Source organism: Pseudomonas sp. 1L-E-NC-VB-C3, from assembly GCF_057291535.1.
On the sequence record NZ_JBXAWD010000003.1, the window covers coordinates 101,205 to 120,174 of the forward strand.

Here is an 18,970-nt window from a genome sequence, read left to right on the forward strand (position 1 = left end):
TTCAGTCGCGATCGCTCAGGCAATCACGGGAACAGTTTCGCGATGTCCGCATCGCTGTAGTTGTAATCGATGCGTAACTCGGTTCCCGCCGGAATGTCTTCGGTAGCGAAGATGGCGTTGAGAATGAAGTCCCGGGTGACCAATTCCTTGCCTATCCACTGTTGCGCTTCGACATCGAACGGTACGAACTCGACGTTGTAACCCTCCGTAGCCTGACGAACCGGCTTGCCCGTTGCGTCATACCAAAAGCGCGTGTTGATCCGGGAAATAATCGTGTCACCGACCAGCGCGAATTCGTAGGGGATCAAATATCCAGGCCCTGGTTGATAACGGACGCCGACCTTCATGGTGTATGACTGCTGGGGCAGCGGCACAAGACGTCCCGGCATGATCGCGCCAGCATAGACACCGACCACCTCGCCTCGGGTGATGCGCCGGTTGGCGACCACCATTGACTGGCCGACCAAGGCCCGCTCTCCGGGCACCGTCATGTCGGCCTCGGTGAACAATCGCCATTGCAGCTTTTCTTCATACAACCGCGCGACATGCTCGTAGGCGCCAAACTTGATGTAAGGCTTGATCTGCTCGGAGGTATAACGGCTGCCGTCTTCGAAACGCGCCAGGGTCTGGAGCTTCTTTATCCTGACAGGCCGGCCGGCCATGTCCCGGAAAGGGTATTTGCCGTTATTGGCACGGTCATAGACCCCGGGCCGATTGGCAAGGAACGAAAACCGTGTTTCGCTGCGCATTGCACGCAATTCCTCAGCGGTGAAGGGTTTGACGGGCATCGACTCGGACGCCAGATAAAAATGTTCCTGCGTTGCACCGCCATCGTCGGGCAGCTCCTCAACGGCAGACTCATAGTCTTCATCGCTCTGGCGCGCCACCCTGCGGCTTTTACCCGGGACAGCGGCAGCGTCCGGCGACGCGCCGGACTCTTCAAGCGCGTACCAGTGCTTGTTCAACGGATCGTAGGCAAGCACAGGGCCGGACGGCTGCAGCTCGCTGGACAATCTGGCCCGATGCAGACCGGTCTCGGCATCGACGCCGATCAGCACCGTACCACCGCCCTGCAGGTCCGCGTATTGGCGTCCTTTGAATACGCGAAACCCGTCAACGTCTGCTTGCGGTAGAGGGGCTGTCGAGGCAATCAGGTAACGCTCCAGAGCCGAGGTTTTAAGCTTCGGGACGGGACCAGATGTAGACGGCGTCGGGTCGACGTGCACGCTGTGCGGGGCAACTGCAGTTTCCATTTGCTGCGTGTTGCTGCCGGGCTCACTGGCATCGGGCGGGGTCTTGCGAATGAACGGACCGGGGGTCAGGTGCGACGACTCGATCCCGTGCGCGGCGGGATCCCGGGATGTGCGCCCAGGGGTGGTGATATCGACTGCGCCCGGCTTGGGCGGCTTGGGTCTGACTGGCATTGACAGGCTTCCTTGCAAAGATTGCGCAGCGCTGGCCAGTCTGGCTGGCGCTACGACCGTCGGCATCCATTGCCAACATGTGCCCGGAAAACTATCAGACCATCCTGCCGGTTCATACCGGACGAAACACCCGCAAACATTAATCAGGCGGGAGCGGGCCGGCACGCGATGAGGCCTGCTAGGACCTCACGGCCTCAAACAATTCATTCGACCACCAACCGCCCCAAACGCTGGCGCAACATGCGGTTCTCGGCACGCAACTGCTTCACCTCGTCCAGCAGATCCAGCGCCAGCGCCACGCCTTCCCACTCCAGTTCCAGATCACGGCGCAGCTTGGCGGCGCGCTTGGCCAAGGCCAATTCGTAATCGGTGAAGCGCCATTCCCGGGGCTGCGCGCCCTGAGGTTCGAGGATGCCGTGCTCGACGATTTCGATCACGTAGACGTCCGACAAATCGGCCGCCTCACAGAATTCTGCCAGGTCCAGTTGAACGATCAGGGGGCTGCTCATGATGGGCTACTCCGTCGTCGGGTTCAGAAGTTCTCTCGCGGATTGAAGGCGGCTTTCTTCGCCAGTTCCTGCCACAGCGCCTTGACCTCATCGTCGGAGGCTTTGGGCATCACGGCCTTGAGCTGCACGAACAGATAACCGCGTTCGCCGGCCTTGTTCAGCAGGCCATGGCCCTTGGCGCGCATGCGCTGGCCATTCTGGCTGCCGGCCGGCACCTTGAGGTTGATCTTGCCGGTCAGGGTCGGCACGGCGACTTCGGTGCCCAATGCCAATTCCCACGGAGCCAGGGGCAAGGTGATGATCAGGTTTTCGCCTTCGACATCGAATTTCGGGTGCGGCGCAAACCGAATGGTCAGGTACAGATCGCCATTCGCTCCGCCACCGATGCCCGGTGCGCCCTGGCCCTTCAGGCGAATTCGCTCGCCATCGGTCACGCCGGCCGGAATCTTCACGTTCAGGCTCTTGCTGGTGTTGCTGACGTGTTGGCCGTGCGCATTGTATTGCGGCACCTGAAAGGTGACTTTTTTCGATTCGTTCGACAGGGTTTCTTCGAGGAAGACCGGCAGTTCCATTTCCACGTCTTGCCCTCGGCGTCCGCGTGATTGGCGGCTCTCGGCGCCACCGAAACCGGGGCCGCGATTACCGAAGATCGAACTGAAGAAGTCCGAGAAGTCGCCCGTGTCGCCTCCGCCGCCACCGAAGCCGCCACGGCTCTGCCAGCCCGGTGGACCCTGGAACGGCTGACCGTGCTGGCCATAACGGCGCAGTTCGTCGTATTCGGCGCGCTTGTCGGCGCTTTTCAGCGCTTCATAGGCTTCCGAGGCATCCTTGAACTTGGCCTCGGCATCTTTTTCCTTGCTGACGTCGGGGTGGTATTTGCGCGCCAGCTTGCGATAGGCCGCCTTGATGGCCTTGTCGTCGGCTGTCGGCTCCACGCCGAGTATCTTGTAATAGTCTTTGAAGTCCATGGAAGGATCACCATCCGTTATCGATTTCGCGCCGAGACCAGCATGCGCCGATTGGCACGTGCCGGGTTGACCGATCTCAAGTTTGTGACCGGGTGGCGCCGCAGAAGTTTATCGGCAGTGGACGACGGTTCTTGCGACCGCCGGTGTGTCTGCCGGCCCATGCCAGCAAGTTTGGGGCGATGCGGTGGTTTTCAACTGTCTGGGGGCGAAATAGCGGATGACCGGCCTTCGAATCTGCCGCGCACTGACATACACTGCGCGGCCGTTTTTTTGACCGGAAACCGAAAGACATGAAAGACGCCTCTCCAGCCCGTGCCTGCGGCATCGACTTCGGCACGTCCAACTCCACCGTCGGCTGGCTGCGCCCCGGCATGGACACCATGATCGCGCTGGAAGACGACAAGATCACCCTGCCGTCGGTGGTCTTCTTCAACATCGAGGAACGTCGCCCGGTCTACGGTCGCCTAGCCCTGCACGAGTATCTGGAAGGCTACGAAGGCCGGCTGATGCGCTCGTTGAAAAGCCTGCTCGGCTCCAAGCTGATCAAGCACGACACCAGCGTCCTCGGCACGGCGATGCCGTTCAAGGATCTGCTCGGGCTGTTCATCGGCCAGCTCAAGAGCCGCGCCGAAACCGCCGCCGGTCGGGAATTCGAGCAAGTGGTGCTGGGTCGCCCGGTGTTCTTCGTCGACGACGATCCGCTGGCTGACCAGGAGGCCGAAGACACCCTGGTCGAGGTAGCGCGCAAAATCGGCTTCAAGGACGTGTCGTTCCAGTACGAGCCGATCGCGGCAGCGTTCGACTACGAGTCGACCATCGAGAAAGAAGAGCTGGTACTGATCGTCGACATCGGCGGTGGTACCTCCGACTTCTCGCTGGTGCGCCTGTCGCCCGAGCGTCGCGGTGTCGACAACCGTCACGATGACATCCTCGCCACCGGTGGTGTGCACATCGGTGGTACCGACTTCGACAAACAGCTCAGCCTGCAAGGCCTGATGCCGCTTTTCGGCTACGGCAGCCGCATGAAGAGCGGCGCGTACATGCCAACCAGCCACCACATGAACCTGGCGACCTGGCACACGATCAACTCGGTGTACTCGCAGAAATCCACGCTGGCACTGGGCAGCATGCGTTACGACATCGAAGACACCGGCGGCATCGATCGCCTGTTCAAGCTGATCGAACAGCGCGCCGGGCACTGGCTGGCGATGGAAGTGGAAGAAACCAAGATCCAGCTGACCCACGCCGACAGCCGCCACGTGCCGCTGGACCGCATCGAAGCCGGGCTGAGCGTCGAGCTGAGCCGCGCGTTGTTCGAATCGGCGATCGAGGCTTTGCTGGAGCGTGTGCGTGGCAGCGTTACGCAATTGCTCAATGATGCCGGCGTGGCGGTCGATCAGGTCGACACGGTGTTCTTCACTGGTGGTTCGAGCGGCATCCCGGCCCTGCGTAACAGCGTCTCGGCGATGTTGCCGAACGCCCGGCATGTCGAAGGCAACATCTTTGGCAGCATTGGTAGCGGTTTGGCGATTGAAGCGATGAAGCGTTACGGTTCGATGGCCTGATCACAATCTGTGGCGAAGAGCCTTTGTGGCGAGGGGATTTATCCCCGTTGGGTCGCGAAGCGGCCCCCGATTTATGAAAGCAGGGGCCTGCTGCGCAGGCCAACGGGGATAAATCCCCTCGCCACAGATGCATTCAATTCAGTTGCCTGGCCTTAGACCATCCCGCCCAGCTTCAGCTCACTCTTCAGATACGCGTAATAAATCGGCCCTGCCACCACCCCCGGCAAACCGAACGCGGCTTCGAACACCAGCATCGCCAGGAGCAACTCCCACGACTTGGCACTGATCTGCCCGCCGACGATGCGCGCGTTGAGGAAGTATTCGAGCTTGTGGATAACGATCAGATAGCCCAGCGCGGCGATCGCCACCCAGATCGACAGCGACAGGCCGACGATGGTGATCAGCGTGTTCGACATCAGGTTGCCGATCACCGGCAGCAGGCCGAGCAGGAAGGTCAGCACGATCAGGGTTTTGGTCAGCGGCAGCTTGATGCCGAACATCGGCAGGATTACCGCGAGGAAGATCCCGGTGAACACGGTGTTGAGCAGGGAAATCTTGATCTGCGCGAAGACGATATTGCGAAACGCCTGCACCAGCAGATGCAAACGGTCGAACAAAGCGGCGGCCAGCGGCTTGCGCTTGGTCACGTCGGAGATGCGCTGCAGGGCGATGATCGCGCCGAGCACCATGCCGATCAGCAGGGTGACGAACATGTGCGCGGCGTCCTTGCCGACCAGTTGCAGGTCGGCCAGATGCTTGCTCGCCCACTCGCCGATCGCCACGCGAAATTCCGCCGCACTCGCCGGCAGGTAGGCATCGATGAACGGCGGCAACTGCCCGCGCGCGCGATCGACTACGCCCATGAATTTGTCGAGTGAAGCGCCGGGGTTTTCCGCTTCATGCAGGAGGAAACTGATAGCCCCGGCGAAAATCAGCGCCAGCGCACTTACTACCAGCGTGCCGAGCAGCGCCACCGCTAACCAGCGGGCACGCCGCCCTTCGATCAGCCGTTGCAGTTGCGGGGTGAGCATGTTGACCAGCTCGAACACCAGCAACCCGGCCAGCAGGCTGGGCAACAGGCGCAGCGGCAGCACCAGCAGCAGACCGCCAAAAATGATGATGCAACTGACCCAGAACACAACATGACGCTGAGAAAACGTTGGCATACAGCCTCAAAACGAACGGCGTGAAAGGATGGGCAGTCTGCCAGCGATCCGGGGTTAGCACTAGGGATATGCGGGGTTTCGGATTTTCGTGCAAGGCTTGCGAATTTCCCCCTCACCCTAGCCCTCTCCCAGAGGGAGAGGGGACCGATTGGGGGTTGCTCGAAAAATTTTCCGACCTGAACGTGCAGTGCCGAATCCGCAATCGACCCGGTATTTCAGACCCCAGTTCCTGTCGGCATCAATGCGGTCGGTCCCCTCTCCCTCCGGGAGAGGGTTAGGGTGAGGGAAAATCTCAAGCCGACCGAGTCAATCGGACACCCATGGCGCCCCCTTATTTTTTCTTCAGACACTCACTCATGAACGCCTTGCGCGCATCGCCGGTCAGTGCCTTGGTTTTCGCATCGGCATTACAGGTGGTCATCTTCTGCTGCTGCGGGGTCAGCTCCTTGCCATCGTTGGCCGCTGGTGCCGCTTTCAGGCAGGTGCTCATGAACGCCTTGCGCTCATCGCCCTTCAAACTCTTGGCGGTCGCATCGGCATTGCAGGTGGTCATCTTGTTCTGTTGCGCCGTGGCGGCGAAACCCTGGGAACACACAAGCAGCCCGATCATCAACAACGGCACACGCAACATCTTCATGGAGTTTTCTCCTTGTTGCCGCACCGATGGATGCGGCCTCTGTCGCAGTGTAGTCAAAGCTTGTTACACCTTCCTGCCCTCGAGGTGGCTGCGCCGATACTGCTCCGGCGTGCACCCGGCCTGGCGGGCGAACATGGCAATGAATGCCGAGCCGCTGCTGTAGCCGAGGTCGAAAGCGATTTCCTGCACCGAACGCGAGGTTTCCAGCGCCTCGATCGCCGCCAGATAACGCAAGCGCTGACGCCACTCGCCAAAGCTCATGCCCAGCTCGCGGACAAACTGCCGCGCCAGCGTGCGCTCGCTGACATGCACTTGCGCGGCCCAATGCGCCAACGGTTGGTTGTCGCCCGGCGCGGCCTGCAAGGCGTCGAGAATCGTCAGCAAGCCCGGGCTGCTCGCGTACGGCAGATAACATTCCTGCACCGGTGCCTGTTGCAGTTGGTCAACCAATACCTGAGCCAGACGCTGATCGGCCTCCTGCTCGGGGATCTTCACATCGCGGGCGGCGAAGTCCTTGAGAATCGCCTTGAGAATGTCACTGATCGCCAAGGTGCAGGCCCGCGCCGGCAATCGTGCGCAAACGCTTGGATCAAGACACACCGCGCGATAGTTGACCGGTTGATGGCTGTAGAAACTGTGCTCGACCTCGGGCGGCACCCACACCGCGTACTGCGGCGGCGACATGAAGCGACTGCCGTCGACATCCATGTGCAGCACGCCATGGGCCGCGTATTCCAGCGTGCCCCAAGGATGCCGGTGTGGCGCGGCATATTCGTGGGCATTGAAATCGGCGTAGCGGAAATACACCGCTGACGGCAGTTCGCTGAAATCGAGCAGATCGATGTGTTTGCTGTTCATGCTGTCCGGATGCAGAGGCAGGTTGTCTGGATCGCAGTATAGGCCTGCATCCAGACAGGCGATAATCGCCCTTCATCAACGTTCTGGTTTTGTCCCATGCAATACGCGTTTCCCCTGCTGGCGATTTTCATCTGGGCCGGCAACACCGTGATCAACAAACTGGCGGTCGGCGCGATCTTCCCCGCCGAGATCGGTTTCTATCGCTGGCTGCTGGCTGGCGTGCTGTTCACGCCATTCATGCTCTCGAAAGTGATCGCACACTGGCCGCAGATTCGGCCGAATCTGGGGCGGATTTTCGTCCTCGGCGTGCTCGGCATGGCGGTGTATCAGAGCCTCGCCTATTTCGCTGCAACACTGACCACCGCGACCAACATGGGCATCATCCTGTCGCTGATGCCATTGATGTCGCTGGCCATGGCGATCATCAGCCTCGGCCAGCGCCTGACCGCTGGTGCGCTGGTCGGTGCGGTGCTGTCGTTCGCTGGCGTGCTGGTGGTGGTGTCATCCGGCAGCCTCGGAGCGCTGCTGCAACACGGGGTCAATCTGGGCGATGCGATGATGCTGATCGCCACGCTGGCCTACGCGGTTTACAGCACGCTGCTGAAAAAGTGGCAACTGCGCCTGCCGCCGCTGGTCCTGCTGTACTTGCAGGTGCTGGTGGCGATTGTGGTGTTGTTTCCGTTGTTCGCGATGTCGCCGAAGACCGGTTTGAATCTGCAGAACGTGCCGCTGGTGCTCTATGCATGCCTGCTGGCTTCGATGGTCGCGCCGCTGGCGTGGATGCAGGCGGTGCAGCGACTGGGGCCGAGCCGGACGACGTTGTTCTTCAATCTGCTGCCGCTGATTACCGCGTTGATCGCAGCGCTGGTGCTGAAGGAACAGTTGGCGATGTATCACCTGGTGGGCGGTTTGCTGACCTTGGGTGGGGTGGTTTTGTCGGAGCGCTGGACCACCGTGTTGGGCCGCCGGGTCAGCGTTGCCTGATAAGACCCCTTCGCGAGCAGGCTCGCTCCCACATTGAAATGCAGACACCTGTGGGAGCGAGCCTGCTCGCGAAGAACGATGACGCGGTCTGTTTGGCTATAACCCTGCAGCCTCCAGCCGCGCCGCATGCTCGACAAACAGCCTTACCGGATCCGCGCCCTTGCCCACCAGTCCCAGTGACTGATTGACGATGTCGAAATGATCCAGCGGATAGTCATCACCGATCACCGTGCCCAGATGCGAGCTGTAACGGCCGACCATGCCATCGCACTGCCCCGGCTCACGGACGAAGGTCTTGGCAAACAAGCGACAACTTCGGTTGGTGCCGTCAAAAAGATTGCCGCCACGATCGGTTTTGCCCGGTTGCAGCGTCCCTGACCAAGAGTAATAGCGCACACCGTTGACCTCTTCCGGCCCCTGGCCGCCCCAGACTTCCGGCAGCCCTTGTGGATAACGCTGATTGAATAATGCAACGCCCGCCGTCGTTAGCGATTGGTGGGAAGCGTGGATATCCACCGGCAGTTTCGGACCGTGATAACCCGTGTCGAGCAATGCCATGACCCAGCCGATCAAGCGCAGCAACGCTTCGAGCAAGCGGCCCTTGGCACTGCTACCGGGATAGTGCTTTTCCAGATAATCAGCCAGCTCGGAACCATGATTCGGCCCGGCCACCGAAGTCACCGAGGCCACCAGATCCGGACGCTTCGCTGCCGCATATCGTGCGGTCAACGCGCCTTGGCTGTGGCCGAACAGATTGACCTTTTGCGCCCCGCTATCGCGCAGTATTTCCTCGATCCGCGCCAGCAACTGCTCGCCGCGCACTTCAGTAGAGTTGAGCGGCGAGACCTGCACCGCGACCACCGTCGCACCACCACGGCGCAAGGCCTTGATGATGCCGAACCAATACGGGTAAAGCACCAGCCGGATAAAGCCGAGCATGCCCGGCACCAGCACCAGTGGATAACGTGTCGACATGGATTACATCCTTGTGCGCGGTGAGTGGATGCCAGACCTGCAAGACGCCCGCCAAGCATCCACCTCGGCGATGACAACTCAACGATAAGCCTATTCCAGTCCGCCAGCACCCGCTCCACCGAAACCGGTCTGACTCTCCCGACATAGCAGTCTTCAGCAGTTCCTGCAGCGCGTCCGGCGTAAATCGCATAAAACTTTTCGCTTCGCTCAAGACTCACAACCTGGGTAGCGACCGCGTCTTCAGAACGTGGCGCCTATCGGATTAGCCTCCAGGAGAATGAAATGAGTGACGTGCATTTGTCTGATGTTCAAACCCTGCGCGAGCGCGCGCGGCAACACGTGGAAAACGGCGCGGTCACCGAGGGTTACAACGCCAACCGTGAAGAAATACTGCGTTTGCTCAACGAGTCGCTGGCCACCGAACTGGTGTGCACCTTGCGCTACAAGCGCCACTACTTCATGGCCAGCGGCCTGAAAGCCAACGTCGCCGCCGACGAATTCCTCGAACACGCCAACCAGGAAGCCGAGCACGCCGATCGCCTCGCCGAGCGGATCGTGCAACTGGGCGGTGAGCCTGAGTTCAACCCTGACCTGCTGAGCAAGATGTCCCACGCGCAATATGTGGCTGGCAACACGCTCAAGGAAATGGTTTACGAAGATCTGGTGGCCGAGCGCATTGCTATCGACAGCTATCGCGAAATCATCCAGTACATCGGTGACAAAGACCCGACCACCCGCCGCATCTTCGAAGACATCCTCGCCCAGGAAGAAGAACACGCCGACGACATGGCGGATATCCTCAACGACCTGTAATCACAGTCAGGCCGCATTCGCGAGCAGGCTCGCTCCCACCGGATCGCATTTCAATTGAAGGAATGCGTTCGAATGTGGGAGCGAGCCTGCTCGCGAAGGCGCCTTCAGAGACGCCGCATTACTTACTGGGTTTAACGGTCACCGGCGCCTTGCCCTGCTTCATCTGCTCCAGCAACGGTGCACATTGATTCGGCTCGCCACCGCTCGGCGCCACCAGTGCCAGCAACCCCGCCGCCGGTGCGGCGATCACGCCCAGCGCAACCATCCCCGCCCCGCGCAGCATCAACGGTACGGCTTTGACGCCGGCATCCGGTTTGATGAACTTGCCGCGCACATACAGCGGCGAGCGCAGCGAGATCAGGCGCCAGCCTTTGGATTCCGGGGTCACGGTCAGATCGAGTTGTTCGGTGGCCATGTTCGCCGTGCCATCGATGTAGATGATTGCGTTCTCGGTATCGAAGACAAACAGCCGTGTGGTCGCCAGGCCGGTCTTGATGTCGAAGTCCGCCGCCGCGCAATTGATCTTCACTTCCTTGTCGCCAAAGATCTTGCCGACCACGTAGTTACCGACGTTGAGCCCGGCCAGCTCCATCAACTCACGGCTGATTGCACCGTCGTTGATCAGCATCTTCAGATTGCCGTTGGCGCCGCCGAGCAGCTTGGCCACGGAGTTGCCCCGGCCACTGATGTCGGCATCGCCATTGAGCTCACCGAAACTGGTCTTCATCGGCTCGAAGGTCGGGAACAACTCTTTGAGTTTGAATTTGCGTGCGGTCAAACGCGCACGGCCTTCCAGCGGCTCGGTGCGGCCATTGAGGCGAATCAGCGCATCCAGCGTGCCGCCGGCGACACCAAAGCGCAGCGGTTCCAGGCTGAGCTCGCCGTCGTTGAGTTTCAGATGGGTATAGAGGTCGTTGAACGGCAGCTTCTCGCTGTGGACGATGCGTTTGCCGGTGAACTCGACATCGGCGTCCATGGCCCGCCAGCGATCGGTTTTGAATTCTTCGACCGGCAGGACTTTGTCCGCCGGTTGCTTGCTCGCGCCGCCACGGGCCTTTTGCTCGGTGTTGGAGTCGGCGCCGATCAGTGGCGCGAGGTCGGCAAACAGCAGTTGATTGGAGAGCAGCGCACCGCTGAGTTTCGGCCGTGGCTGGCTGGCCACGTAGGTCAGGTCGCCGTGGATGTCGCTGTCGCCGATCTTGCCGTTGAATTTTTCATAAGTGAATTTCGCCCCGGCTTCGTCATGCAGCCTGGCGATCAGGTGGCCGTCGGTGGAGTACGGTGGGGTGTCCGGCAGGGTCACGCCGGTCAGCGGGTAGAGATTGCCGAGGCTGTCTCCAGCGAGCTTGAGGCGCAGATCAAGAGCGCCAAGATTCAGCGGGTCAGTCAGGGTGCCGGCCAGTTCGATACGGGTATCGCCGATCTTCGCCTGGGCCTGCAACGGGAACGGCTTGCTCGCGTCCTGCAACGCCAGCAACCCGCCGATCTTGCCCTGCCCGGTGAGGTTCTGCCCGTGGTACTGGCCTTTGACCTTGAGCGCAAAGGCGTAATCCTGCGGTGCGCCGCCCTTGTCCTGAGCAGTTTTCGCCGCTTTGTCGCCGACGATCTCGCTGAATGGAATCGGCTTGCCGAGCGGGTCGATCAACACATCGAGATTGGTCTTCAAGGTCTGATCGTCGAGGGTCACGTGGCCCTTGTCGAAACCGATCGCGCCGATATCGACCACCCAGCTCGAAGGCTCGGCGTTCGGGTCCTTGGGATCGAATTTGAACGTCCAGTTGGCGCGGCCATCGGCCAGACGTTGCAGCTCGGCATTCGGCTCGGTCAGGTCGATGCGCGGAATCACCACGCGCTGGGCCAGCAGGGCCAGCGGCGAAATGCGCAGTTCAACGCGTTTGAGCGTGACCATCTGCGCCTGCTTCGACCAGTCCGGGTTGCCCAAGCTCAAGTCCTCGGCCACCACATGCGGCCACGGCACCCAAGAGCGCCAGCCGCCCTCTTCCGGCTCGCGCTGCCAGATCACCGCGAGGTTGCCATTGATGGCAAACGCCCGGTGCAGTTCTTCCGAGACTTTGGCATTGATGGTCGGTTTGATCCGGTTCCAGTCGAAGAACACGATGATCAGAATCAAGGCTGCCAGCAGCAGCACGAGGATGGCGAAGATCCAGCTGAAGATTTTTCCAGTGCGCGTCATGCACAAAGCTCCTGATCACGACCGCACGCCGATTACCCGACGCACAGCTGAAACGGCAGACCGAAGCGGCCCCTATGCAGTCTGTGACTGGCGAAAGGCCCGCAGGTTTAATCGAAAGGCAGTTTAAGCCATAAAAAGCGCAGCAAAACTGACCGATCGGTCGAGCAGCGTTACCGCGACCCGCACTTTTGCGAGGCACGAGTGAGTCGAAAATACCCACGACGGTGCAAAACCGTCGCCCGCAAAGGCCCGATCTAGAGCCTTCGCGCCGAACAATCAATTCTGTTGATTATTACCATTGCGTTTATGAACTTTTATATCGACATATCGAGAGTAGCATTGCCCTCGTACCCACTTTATCGCCCTCCCAAGGAGCCACTATCATGAAACGCCAATTACTGCTCAGCCTTACCCTGTCGATGCTAGCCAGCACTGCTTTCGCCCTGCCAGCTGCCGATCAGGCCACTCCGCAAGTCAAAGACAGCCACTCGGTGTTCAGCCAGACGCTCGCTGAAGACGGCTACGACAAAACCCCACAAGGCCAGACTCTGGCTGAAGACGGCTATGACAAGACCCCTCAAGGTCAGACTCTGGCTGAAGATGGCTATGACAAAACCCCACAGGGCCAGACCCTGGCTGAAAACGGCCGCAATCGTCTCGAAGAAAAAGGCCTTGTGGAAGATGGCTACGACAAGACTCCACAAGGTCAAGCCCTCGCCGAAGGTGGTGGTGATCGTGTAATCGAACGCAACAGCGCCGTGAGCTGAGCCTATGACGGCCCAGCGAAAAAGCCCAATCAGCGGATTGGGCTTTTGACTTTTCAGCTTCTGTGAATCCCTCGCTGCATGACTCCCCGTTCGACGCCGACAAAGCCGATTTGCTAGAGTGCGGCGCTTGTCCTGCCGAAGAACACACCCTGCGATGCTGCCCCGCGCCGAACAGAAACAACAGACCCGCAACGCCCTGATGGACGCTGCCCGCCACCTGATGGAAAGCGGCCGAGGATTCGGCAGCCTGAGCCTGCGCGAAGTGAGCAAGACCGCCGGCATCGTGCCCACCGGTTTCTACCGGCACTTTGCCGATATGGACGAGTTGGGTCTGGTACTGGTCAGCGAAGTCGGCCAGACCTTCCGCGAGACCATCCGCCTGGTGCGGCACAACGAATTCGTCATGGGCGGCATCATCGACGCTTCGGTGCGCATCTTCCTTGATGTGGTCAACGCCAACCGCTCGCAATTCCTGTTTCTCGCCCGCGAACAATACGGCGGCTCGCTGCCGGTACGCCAGGCGATCGGACGCCTGCGGGAGAACATCAGCGCCGACCTCGCGGCGGACCTGGCCCTGATGCCCAAGCTGCAACATCTGGACATCGCCGGTCTGAGCGTGATCGCCGACCTGATCGTCAAATCGGTGTTCGCCACCCTCCCCGACATCATCGACCCGCCCGCCGAGGCCTTGCCGGAGCATCTGACGCCGCAGGCGAAGATCACCCAGCAACTGCGCTTCATTTTTATCGGCCTCAAGCACTGGCAAGGGCTGGGCAGTACCGAGTAATCCCTTCTCCATCTGACACAGCGCAAAGCCAATGTGGGAGCGAGCCTGCTCGCGAAAGCGCTGGATCAGCTGAATACATCTGTCTGACACGGCGCATTCGCGAGCAGGCTCGCTCCCACATTGAACATCCGCCACAGCCTCGCTTTGGTGCATGACAAATCCTTCATGCACCAAAACCTTCCAGAATCGCCGCGCCTGTTGAAAGATCAGGCACGTGCCGACAGCTATTTCCTACAGATCGCCCGATTGGCGCGGCGCTTGCTCTAGCCCAATCAACGTTCATTGCTGGAAGCTTTCCGATGCTGGTGATTCATCGCAGAATCGACCCTCAACCCGTCTGGGCCGCCGAGCTGCACCTGACCTTCGAAGCGCGCAGCAAAAGCCGTTTGCGCTGTTTCAGTGCCGAAGGCGAAGACGTCGGGTTGTTTTTGGAGCGCGGCCAGCCACCGCTGTATGACGGCGAATGCCTGCAGGCTGAAGACGGCCGTGTCGTGCGCGTCTGCGCCCGCCCCGAACAACTGCTCCATGTCACGTGCGCCAATGCGTTCGAACTGACCCGCGCGGCCTATCACCTCGGCAACCGTCATGTCGCCCTGCAAGTCGGCGATGGCTGGCTGCGCCTGCTCGACGATTACGTGCTCAAGGCGATGCTCGAACAGCTCGGCGCGCAGGTCGAGGCTATCGAAGCGCCGTTCCAGCCGGAACACGGCGCTTACGGCGGCGGCCATCATCATTCCCGGCACGGTGACGAAGACTTCAACTACGCGCCAAAACTTCATCAGTTCGGCGTGCGCCTGTGAATCCGGCCTGGGCGCTGCTGCGTCTGGCCAGTCCGCAATTGCCGATTGGCGGCTACAGCTATTCCCAGGGTCTGGAAATGGCGGTGGATAATGGCCGGGTCCACAACCCGGACGGAGCCCGCCGCTGGATCAGCGATCAACTGCTGCTCAATCTCGCGCGCTTCGAAGCGCCGCTGCTGTTGGCGCATTGCCAAGCCGCAGCAGATGAAAACTGGGCCGAATTACGACAACTCTGCGAGAGCCACCGCGCCAGTCGCGAAACCCGCGAGTTGCATCTGGAGAGCCGGCAGATGGGTTACTCCTTGCAGCAGTTGTTGAACGGTTTGCCGGAACTCGACGCGCCCGCCCGCGACTTTCTTGACCAGACCACAGAACCGCATCTGGCCCTGTGCTGGGCACTGGCGGCACGCGCCTGGAGCATCAGCCCGCAGGATGCTCTTGCTGCGTGGCTATGGAGCTGGCTGGAAAACCAGCTCGCCGTGCTGATGAAAACCCTGCCGCTGGGCCAGCAAGCCGCCCAGCGCCTGACCAGCGAACTGCTGCCGCTGCTGCAACAGGCGCAGTACGACGCGACCCACATCAACCCCGAACACATCGGCAGCGCCGCGTTTGGCCTGTCTCTGGCGTGCATGGCCCACGAGCGCCAGTACAGCCGTCTCTTCCGCTCTTAGGGCTGTTTATTTTGGAGAATGAAATGGATACACAACCTCTGCGCGTCGGCATCGGCGGACCGGTCGGTTCCGGCAAAACCGCGCTGACCCTGGCCCTGTGCCTGGCCCTGCGCGAGCGCTACAACCTCGCCGTGGTCACCAACGATATCTACACCCGCGAAGACGCCGATTTCCTGGTGCGCAACGAAGCCCTCGCGCCGGAGCGGATCATCGGCGTGGAAACCGGCGGCTGCCCGCACACGGCGATCCGCGAAGACGCCTCGATCAACCTCGAAGCGGTCGATCAACTGAACCGGCGCTTTCCCGGGCTGGATCTGATTCTGGTGGAGTCCGGCGGCGACAACCTCTCGGCGACCTTCAGCCCGGAGCTGTCCGACCTGACCATCTACGTGATCGACGTCTCCGCCGGCGACAAGCTGCCGCGCAAGGGCGGCCCGGGGATCTGCAAGTCCGACCTGCTGGTGATCAACAAGATTGACCTCGCGCCACTGGTGGGCGCCTCGCTGGAAATGATGGACAGCGACACCAAACGCATGCGCAACGGCAAGCCGTTCGTGTTCAGCAACCAGAAAACCGGTCAGGGCCTTGAAGAAATCATCGCCTTCATCGAACGCCAGGGCCTGCTGACCGCCGCCTGATCCACTTATCAACAAGGAAGCTTATCCATGACACTCAAACGCATTCTTGGCGCCGTGGCGCTGCTGCTGACACCGGCACTGGCCTTCGCGCACCCTGGGCATGGCGACAGCGGCCTCGTCGCGGGCATCAGCCACCCGATCGGCGGTCTCGACCACTTGCTGGCAATGCTCGCCGTCGGTTTGTGGGCGGCGCAGCAACAAGGCGCGGCGCGCTGGGCGCTGCCGTGCACGTTTGTCGGCACCATGCTGCTGGGCGGCCTGCTCGGTTTTGAAGGGCTGGAGTTGCCGGCGCTGGAAAGCGGGATTGCTGCTTCGGTATTGGCGCTGGGCCTGGCCGTGGCACTGGCCGTGCGTCCGCCGCTGGTGATGGCGGTGGCAGCGACGGCGCTGTTTGCGCTGTTCCATGGCGTGGCGCATGGGCTGGAGCTGCCGGAAATGAGCAGCCCGTGGGCGTATGCGGCCGGGTTTGTCGCGGCGACAGCGGTTTTGCATGCGCTCGGTTATGGCGTGGTGCGAGTTCTTCCGCAGGCAGCGGCGCCGCTGGTGCGGTTGGCGGGTGCGGCTTCGGCGGCGACTGGGGTGTGGTTGCTCGCAGGCTAATCTCTATCGCCTGAGCCGGCCTCATCGCTGGCAAGCCAGCTCCCACAGGTTATTGGGTAAGTCCACAATTGTGTGAACACTCAATTTCCTTGTGGGAGCTGGCTTGCCAGCGATGACGGCCGATCAGACACCAAACCTTTAAAGGCTGCCTCTCTGCTACCATGTCGCGCAATCGCCCCAGCCCGTGACGCCCGCCCATGCCCCACGCTTCCCGCTCCACCGCCCTGCCCGAATTGACCGCCCTGTTTGGCCAAGTGCAGCAGCACTTCCTCGACGTGATCGTGCCGCTGTGGCAAGGCCCGGGCTGGAATGCCGACATGGCGTTGCCGTACGAGGCGCTGGACGCCGCGCATCAACCGCTGCCAGTGCAGCGCTATCGGGCGATGGCCTGCGCACGGCAGCTGTATCTGTTCTCCAGCCTGATCGGGATTGTGGATAACGCCGAAGTCCGCGCCGCCGCGTTGTTCCGTTCGCTGCAACGGCATTTCCATGATGCCGAGCACGGCGGCTGGTTCTACAGCATCGATGCGCAAGGCAAGCCGCTGGATCAACGCAAGGATCTCTACACCCACGCCTTCATCCTGTTCGCCTGCGCGCATTACTGGGACAAGTCCCGGGATTCGCTGGCCGAGTCGACATTGAACGCCGCGCTGGAAATCATCGGCCGCCGATTCGCCACCGGCGACGGTTTGTACGAAGCCTGCCTTGAGCGTGACTGGCTCACCCTGCAAACCGGGCCACTGCAAAATCCACTGATGCATCTGGCCGAAGCTTTTCTGGCCACCCTCGCCGTGCGTGAAGACCTGCAGACGCACAACGCCCTGCTTGAGTTATGCACAGCCATGCACAAGCAGTTCGTCGATCCGCAATATGGCGTGTTGATGGAGAAGCCGCTGGGCGCTGTGGATAACTGGTACGAGCCGGGGCACCAGTTCGAATGGTATTTCCTGCTCGAATCGTCGGCGCTGTTGCGCGATTCGAAACTGCACCGGGCGCTGGATCGGGCGTTTGCCTTTACCGAGCAGTATGGCGTGCTGGAGTCCTGCGGCGCGGTGCGGGCGATGCTTGATCTGGAAAGCAATGGACGGCCAAGGGATTCGACCCAACGGATCTGGGCTCAAGCCGAATACCTGCGCGCGCTGACCTTGCGGGCGGACAGCGAAGCGGTGGTACTGCGCCAGTTGCAGGCGTTGCAGCAGCGGTTTCTGCATGCCGGCGGCTGGCATGAGTGTCGCGATGAGAATGGAGAGGTCAGTCGCAAGGACATGCCTTCGACCACGCCTTATCATTTGGCGACTTGCTATCACGGTTTGGCTGCGTATCTTCGCTGACCGACCAATTGCTATCGCGAGCAGGCTCGCTCCCACATCTTGGAATGCATTCCCCTGTGGGAGCGAGCCTGCTCGCGAATGGCCTCAGCGCGGTATCAAGCCTTGTTACGCTCGATGGCAAACCCGGCCCAGGTCTGGCTCACCGGCATCAGTTCGAGGCTATTGATGTTGATGTGCGCCGGGGTGTTCATCACCCAGAAAATAGTCTCGGCGATGTCCTGCGGCTGGATCGGCTCGGCGCCGGCGTAAGTGGCGTTGTAGCGTTCCTGGTCACCGGCAAAACGTACCAGCGAGAACTCGCTTTCGCACAGGCCGGGTTCGATGTTGCTGACCCGCACGCCAGTACCTTGCAGGTCGCAACGCAGGTTCAGCGAGAACTGTTTGACGAAGGCTTTGCTCGCGCCGTACACGTGGCTGCCCGGGTACGGGTAGTTACCGGCTATGGAGCCGAGGTTGACGATACCTGCGCCACGGCCGTGGGCAATCAGCCGTGGCAGCAGCAGGCGAGTGGCGTACATCAGGCCTTTGACGTTGGTGTCGACCATGGTGTCCCAGTCATCCAGATCGCACTTGGGCGCCGGATCGACGCCGAGCGCCAGGCCGGCGTTGTTGATCAGGCCACGGAGTTTGGCGAAGGACGGCGGCAGGTTGGCGATCGCCTCCTCCATCGCCTTGCGATCACGCACATCGAGGACCAGACCATGCACTTCGGTCTGCTTCGACAGTTCGGCGCACAGGGCATTGAGGCGTTCTTCACGACGGCCGGTCAGTACCAGCTTCCAGCCAGCCTCGGCAAAACGCCGGGCACAGGCTTCACCAAAACCGGACGTCGCGCCGGTGATAAACAGGGTGTCGGACATCGTGTTCTCCTTGCTTCGGCCGCCACGGCAGCCCTTGGAATAGAAAATCAGCAGGCAGCATGCCCGCCCTCGCGAATACGGGCAACACTTGCCAGCTGTACAAAAATCAACCAAGTGCGCCAAGACCTTAGCCTGCGTGGCCTGCAGCCATGTGCACGCATGTTATCCACAATCTGCTCCACAGTTTCCGGGGGCAAGTGCCAACGTGCAAAGCCGCGCCACACAAGGCTTTGCGGGCGAAATGGAAAGTTTTTTGCTTGACCGTGAGGCGGGGGATGTGCGGGACAGGGCATTTTGCACGACGGACGGTGTCACCGGGTGATTGCGCGAGGCCAGCAATTACGGCGCTCCGCGAGGTCTTTCCAGAGTTTAGTCACAGACTTATCCACAGGCTTGCGCACAGGGAATTGCCATGTCTCTGCC

19 protein-coding genes are annotated in these 18,970 nt (G+C 61.0%); 10 read left to right on the plus strand and 9 right to left on the minus strand.

What is annotated here, in order from left to right; genetic code table 11:
- Positions 1 to 23 precede the first annotated feature (23 nt).
- The 3 genes from AC0Z5Z_RS06090 to AC0Z5Z_RS06100 all read right to left on the minus strand — a co-directional run bounded on the left by AC0Z5Z_RS06090 (position 24) and on the right by AC0Z5Z_RS06100 (position 2,901).
- The gene (locus tag AC0Z5Z_RS06090) at positions 24 to 1,424 is read right to left on the minus strand and encodes a hypothetical protein (protein WP_485610868.1); all 1,401 of its coding nucleotides are present in this window, start codon (positions 1,422 to 1,424) and stop codon (positions 24 to 26) included.
- A 203-nt stretch (positions 1,425 to 1,627) separates the two neighbouring features.
- Positions 1,628 to 1,933, minus strand: a complete 306-nt coding sequence (locus tag AC0Z5Z_RS06095; protein ID WP_016771896.1) for a chaperone modulator CbpM — start codon at positions 1,931 to 1,933, stop codon at positions 1,628 to 1,630.
- A gap of 23 nt (positions 1,934 to 1,956) precedes the next feature.
- Entirely contained in the window at positions 1,957 to 2,901 is a 945-nt protein-coding gene (locus AC0Z5Z_RS06100) for a DnaJ C-terminal domain-containing protein (RefSeq protein ID WP_024011397.1), read from the minus strand.
- A gap of 290 nt (positions 2,902 to 3,191) precedes the next feature.
- On the opposite strand from AC0Z5Z_RS06100, the gene AC0Z5Z_RS06105 reads away from it, so the two are divergent.
- On the plus strand, positions 3,192 to 4,466 hold the full coding sequence (locus tag AC0Z5Z_RS06105; RefSeq protein WP_130929365.1) for an Hsp70 family protein: 1,275 nt from the start codon (positions 3,192 to 3,194) through the stop codon (positions 4,464 to 4,466).
- 152 nt (positions 4,467 to 4,618) lie between these two features.
- Here the strand turns inward: AC0Z5Z_RS06105 and AC0Z5Z_RS06110 are convergent, their stop codons facing one another.
- The 3 genes from AC0Z5Z_RS06110 to AC0Z5Z_RS06120 all read right to left on the minus strand — a co-directional run bounded on the left by AC0Z5Z_RS06110 (position 4,619) and on the right by AC0Z5Z_RS06120 (position 7,127).
- Positions 4,619 to 5,632, minus strand: coding sequence for an AI-2E family transporter (locus AC0Z5Z_RS06110; protein WP_485610869.1), 1,014 nt, complete (start codon positions 5,630 to 5,632; stop codon positions 4,619 to 4,621).
- Between the two features lie 331 nt (positions 5,633 to 5,963).
- Complete coding sequence (locus tag AC0Z5Z_RS06115; protein WP_016771900.1) at positions 5,964 to 6,269, minus strand: PsiF family protein; 306 nt, start codon at positions 6,267 to 6,269, stop codon at positions 5,964 to 5,966.
- A gap of 63 nt (positions 6,270 to 6,332) precedes the next feature.
- Complete coding sequence (locus tag AC0Z5Z_RS06120; protein ID WP_150741648.1) at positions 6,333 to 7,127, minus strand: AraC family transcriptional regulator; 795 nt, start codon at positions 7,125 to 7,127, stop codon at positions 6,333 to 6,335.
- A 96-nt stretch (positions 7,128 to 7,223) separates the two neighbouring features.
- On the opposite strand from AC0Z5Z_RS06120, the gene AC0Z5Z_RS06125 reads away from it, so the two are divergent.
- A complete protein-coding gene (locus tag AC0Z5Z_RS06125) occupies positions 7,224 to 8,111 on the plus strand; it encodes a DMT family transporter (RefSeq protein WP_460059844.1) in 888 nt (295 codons plus the stop codon).
- Positions 8,112 to 8,207: 96 nt separating this feature from the next.
- Here the strand turns inward: AC0Z5Z_RS06125 and AC0Z5Z_RS06130 are convergent, their stop codons facing one another.
- A complete protein-coding gene (locus AC0Z5Z_RS06130) occupies positions 8,208 to 9,086 on the minus strand; it encodes an esterase/lipase family protein (RefSeq protein WP_252883092.1) in 879 nt (292 codons plus the stop codon).
- 282 nt (positions 9,087 to 9,368) lie between these two features.
- On the opposite strand from AC0Z5Z_RS06130, the gene AC0Z5Z_RS06135 reads away from it, so the two are divergent.
- A complete protein-coding gene (locus tag AC0Z5Z_RS06135) occupies positions 9,369 to 9,899 on the plus strand; it encodes a ferritin-like domain-containing protein (protein WP_041480703.1) in 531 nt (176 codons plus the stop codon).
- Positions 9,900 to 10,017: 118 nt separating this feature from the next.
- Here the strand turns inward: AC0Z5Z_RS06135 and AC0Z5Z_RS06140 are convergent, their stop codons facing one another.
- Positions 10,018 to 12,093: an AsmA family protein gene (locus AC0Z5Z_RS06140; RefSeq protein ID WP_485610870.1), complete on the minus strand. Its 2,076-nt coding sequence runs from the start codon at positions 12,091 to 12,093 to the stop codon at positions 10,018 to 10,020.
- A gap of 383 nt (positions 12,094 to 12,476) precedes the next feature.
- Here AC0Z5Z_RS06140 and AC0Z5Z_RS06145 point away from each other — a divergent pair, with 383 nt between their 5' ends.
- From AC0Z5Z_RS06145 to AC0Z5Z_RS06175, 7 genes are all read left to right on the plus strand, one after another.
- Entirely contained in the window at positions 12,477 to 12,860 is a 384-nt protein-coding gene (locus AC0Z5Z_RS06145) for a DUF2790 domain-containing protein (protein ID WP_041480705.1), read from the plus strand.
- Positions 12,861 to 13,014: 154 nt separating this feature from the next.
- A complete protein-coding gene (locus AC0Z5Z_RS06150; RefSeq protein ID WP_056787610.1) occupies positions 13,015 to 13,647 on the plus strand; it encodes a TetR family transcriptional regulator in 633 nt (210 codons plus the stop codon).
- Positions 13,648 to 13,946: 299 nt separating this feature from the next.
- A complete protein-coding gene (gene ureE, locus AC0Z5Z_RS06155; RefSeq protein WP_039756959.1) occupies positions 13,947 to 14,447 on the plus strand; it encodes an urease accessory protein UreE in 501 nt (166 codons plus the stop codon).
- Positions 14,444 to 15,118, plus strand: a complete 675-nt coding sequence (locus AC0Z5Z_RS06160) for an urease accessory protein UreF (RefSeq protein WP_485610871.1) — start codon at positions 14,444 to 14,446, stop codon at positions 15,116 to 15,118. Before ureE ends, AC0Z5Z_RS06160 begins: the two co-directional genes overlap by 4 nt.
- Before the next feature lie 23 nt (positions 15,119 to 15,141).
- Positions 15,142 to 15,756 (plus strand): urease accessory protein UreG, encoded by a 615-nt coding sequence (gene ureG, locus AC0Z5Z_RS06165; RefSeq protein WP_016771910.1) that lies wholly within the window; start codon positions 15,142 to 15,144, stop codon positions 15,754 to 15,756.
- 27 nt (positions 15,757 to 15,783) lie between these two features.
- The gene (locus AC0Z5Z_RS06170; protein WP_041480708.1) at positions 15,784 to 16,356 is read left to right on the plus strand and encodes a HupE/UreJ family protein; all 573 of its coding nucleotides are present in this window, start codon (positions 15,784 to 15,786) and stop codon (positions 16,354 to 16,356) included.
- Between the two features lie 197 nt (positions 16,357 to 16,553).
- The gene (locus AC0Z5Z_RS06175) at positions 16,554 to 17,687 is read left to right on the plus strand and encodes an AGE family epimerase/isomerase (RefSeq protein ID WP_485610872.1); all 1,134 of its coding nucleotides are present in this window, start codon (positions 16,554 to 16,556) and stop codon (positions 17,685 to 17,687) included.
- 95 nt (positions 17,688 to 17,782) lie between these two features.
- Here AC0Z5Z_RS06175 and AC0Z5Z_RS06180 read toward each other — a convergent pair whose 3' ends face one another.
- Positions 17,783 to 18,547 carry an SDR family oxidoreductase gene (locus AC0Z5Z_RS06180; protein ID WP_016771914.1) on the minus strand — a complete coding sequence of 255 codons (765 nt, stop codon included), beginning with the start codon at positions 18,545 to 18,547 and terminating at the stop codon, positions 17,783 to 17,785.
- Positions 18,548 to 18,970: the final 423 nt, after the last annotated feature.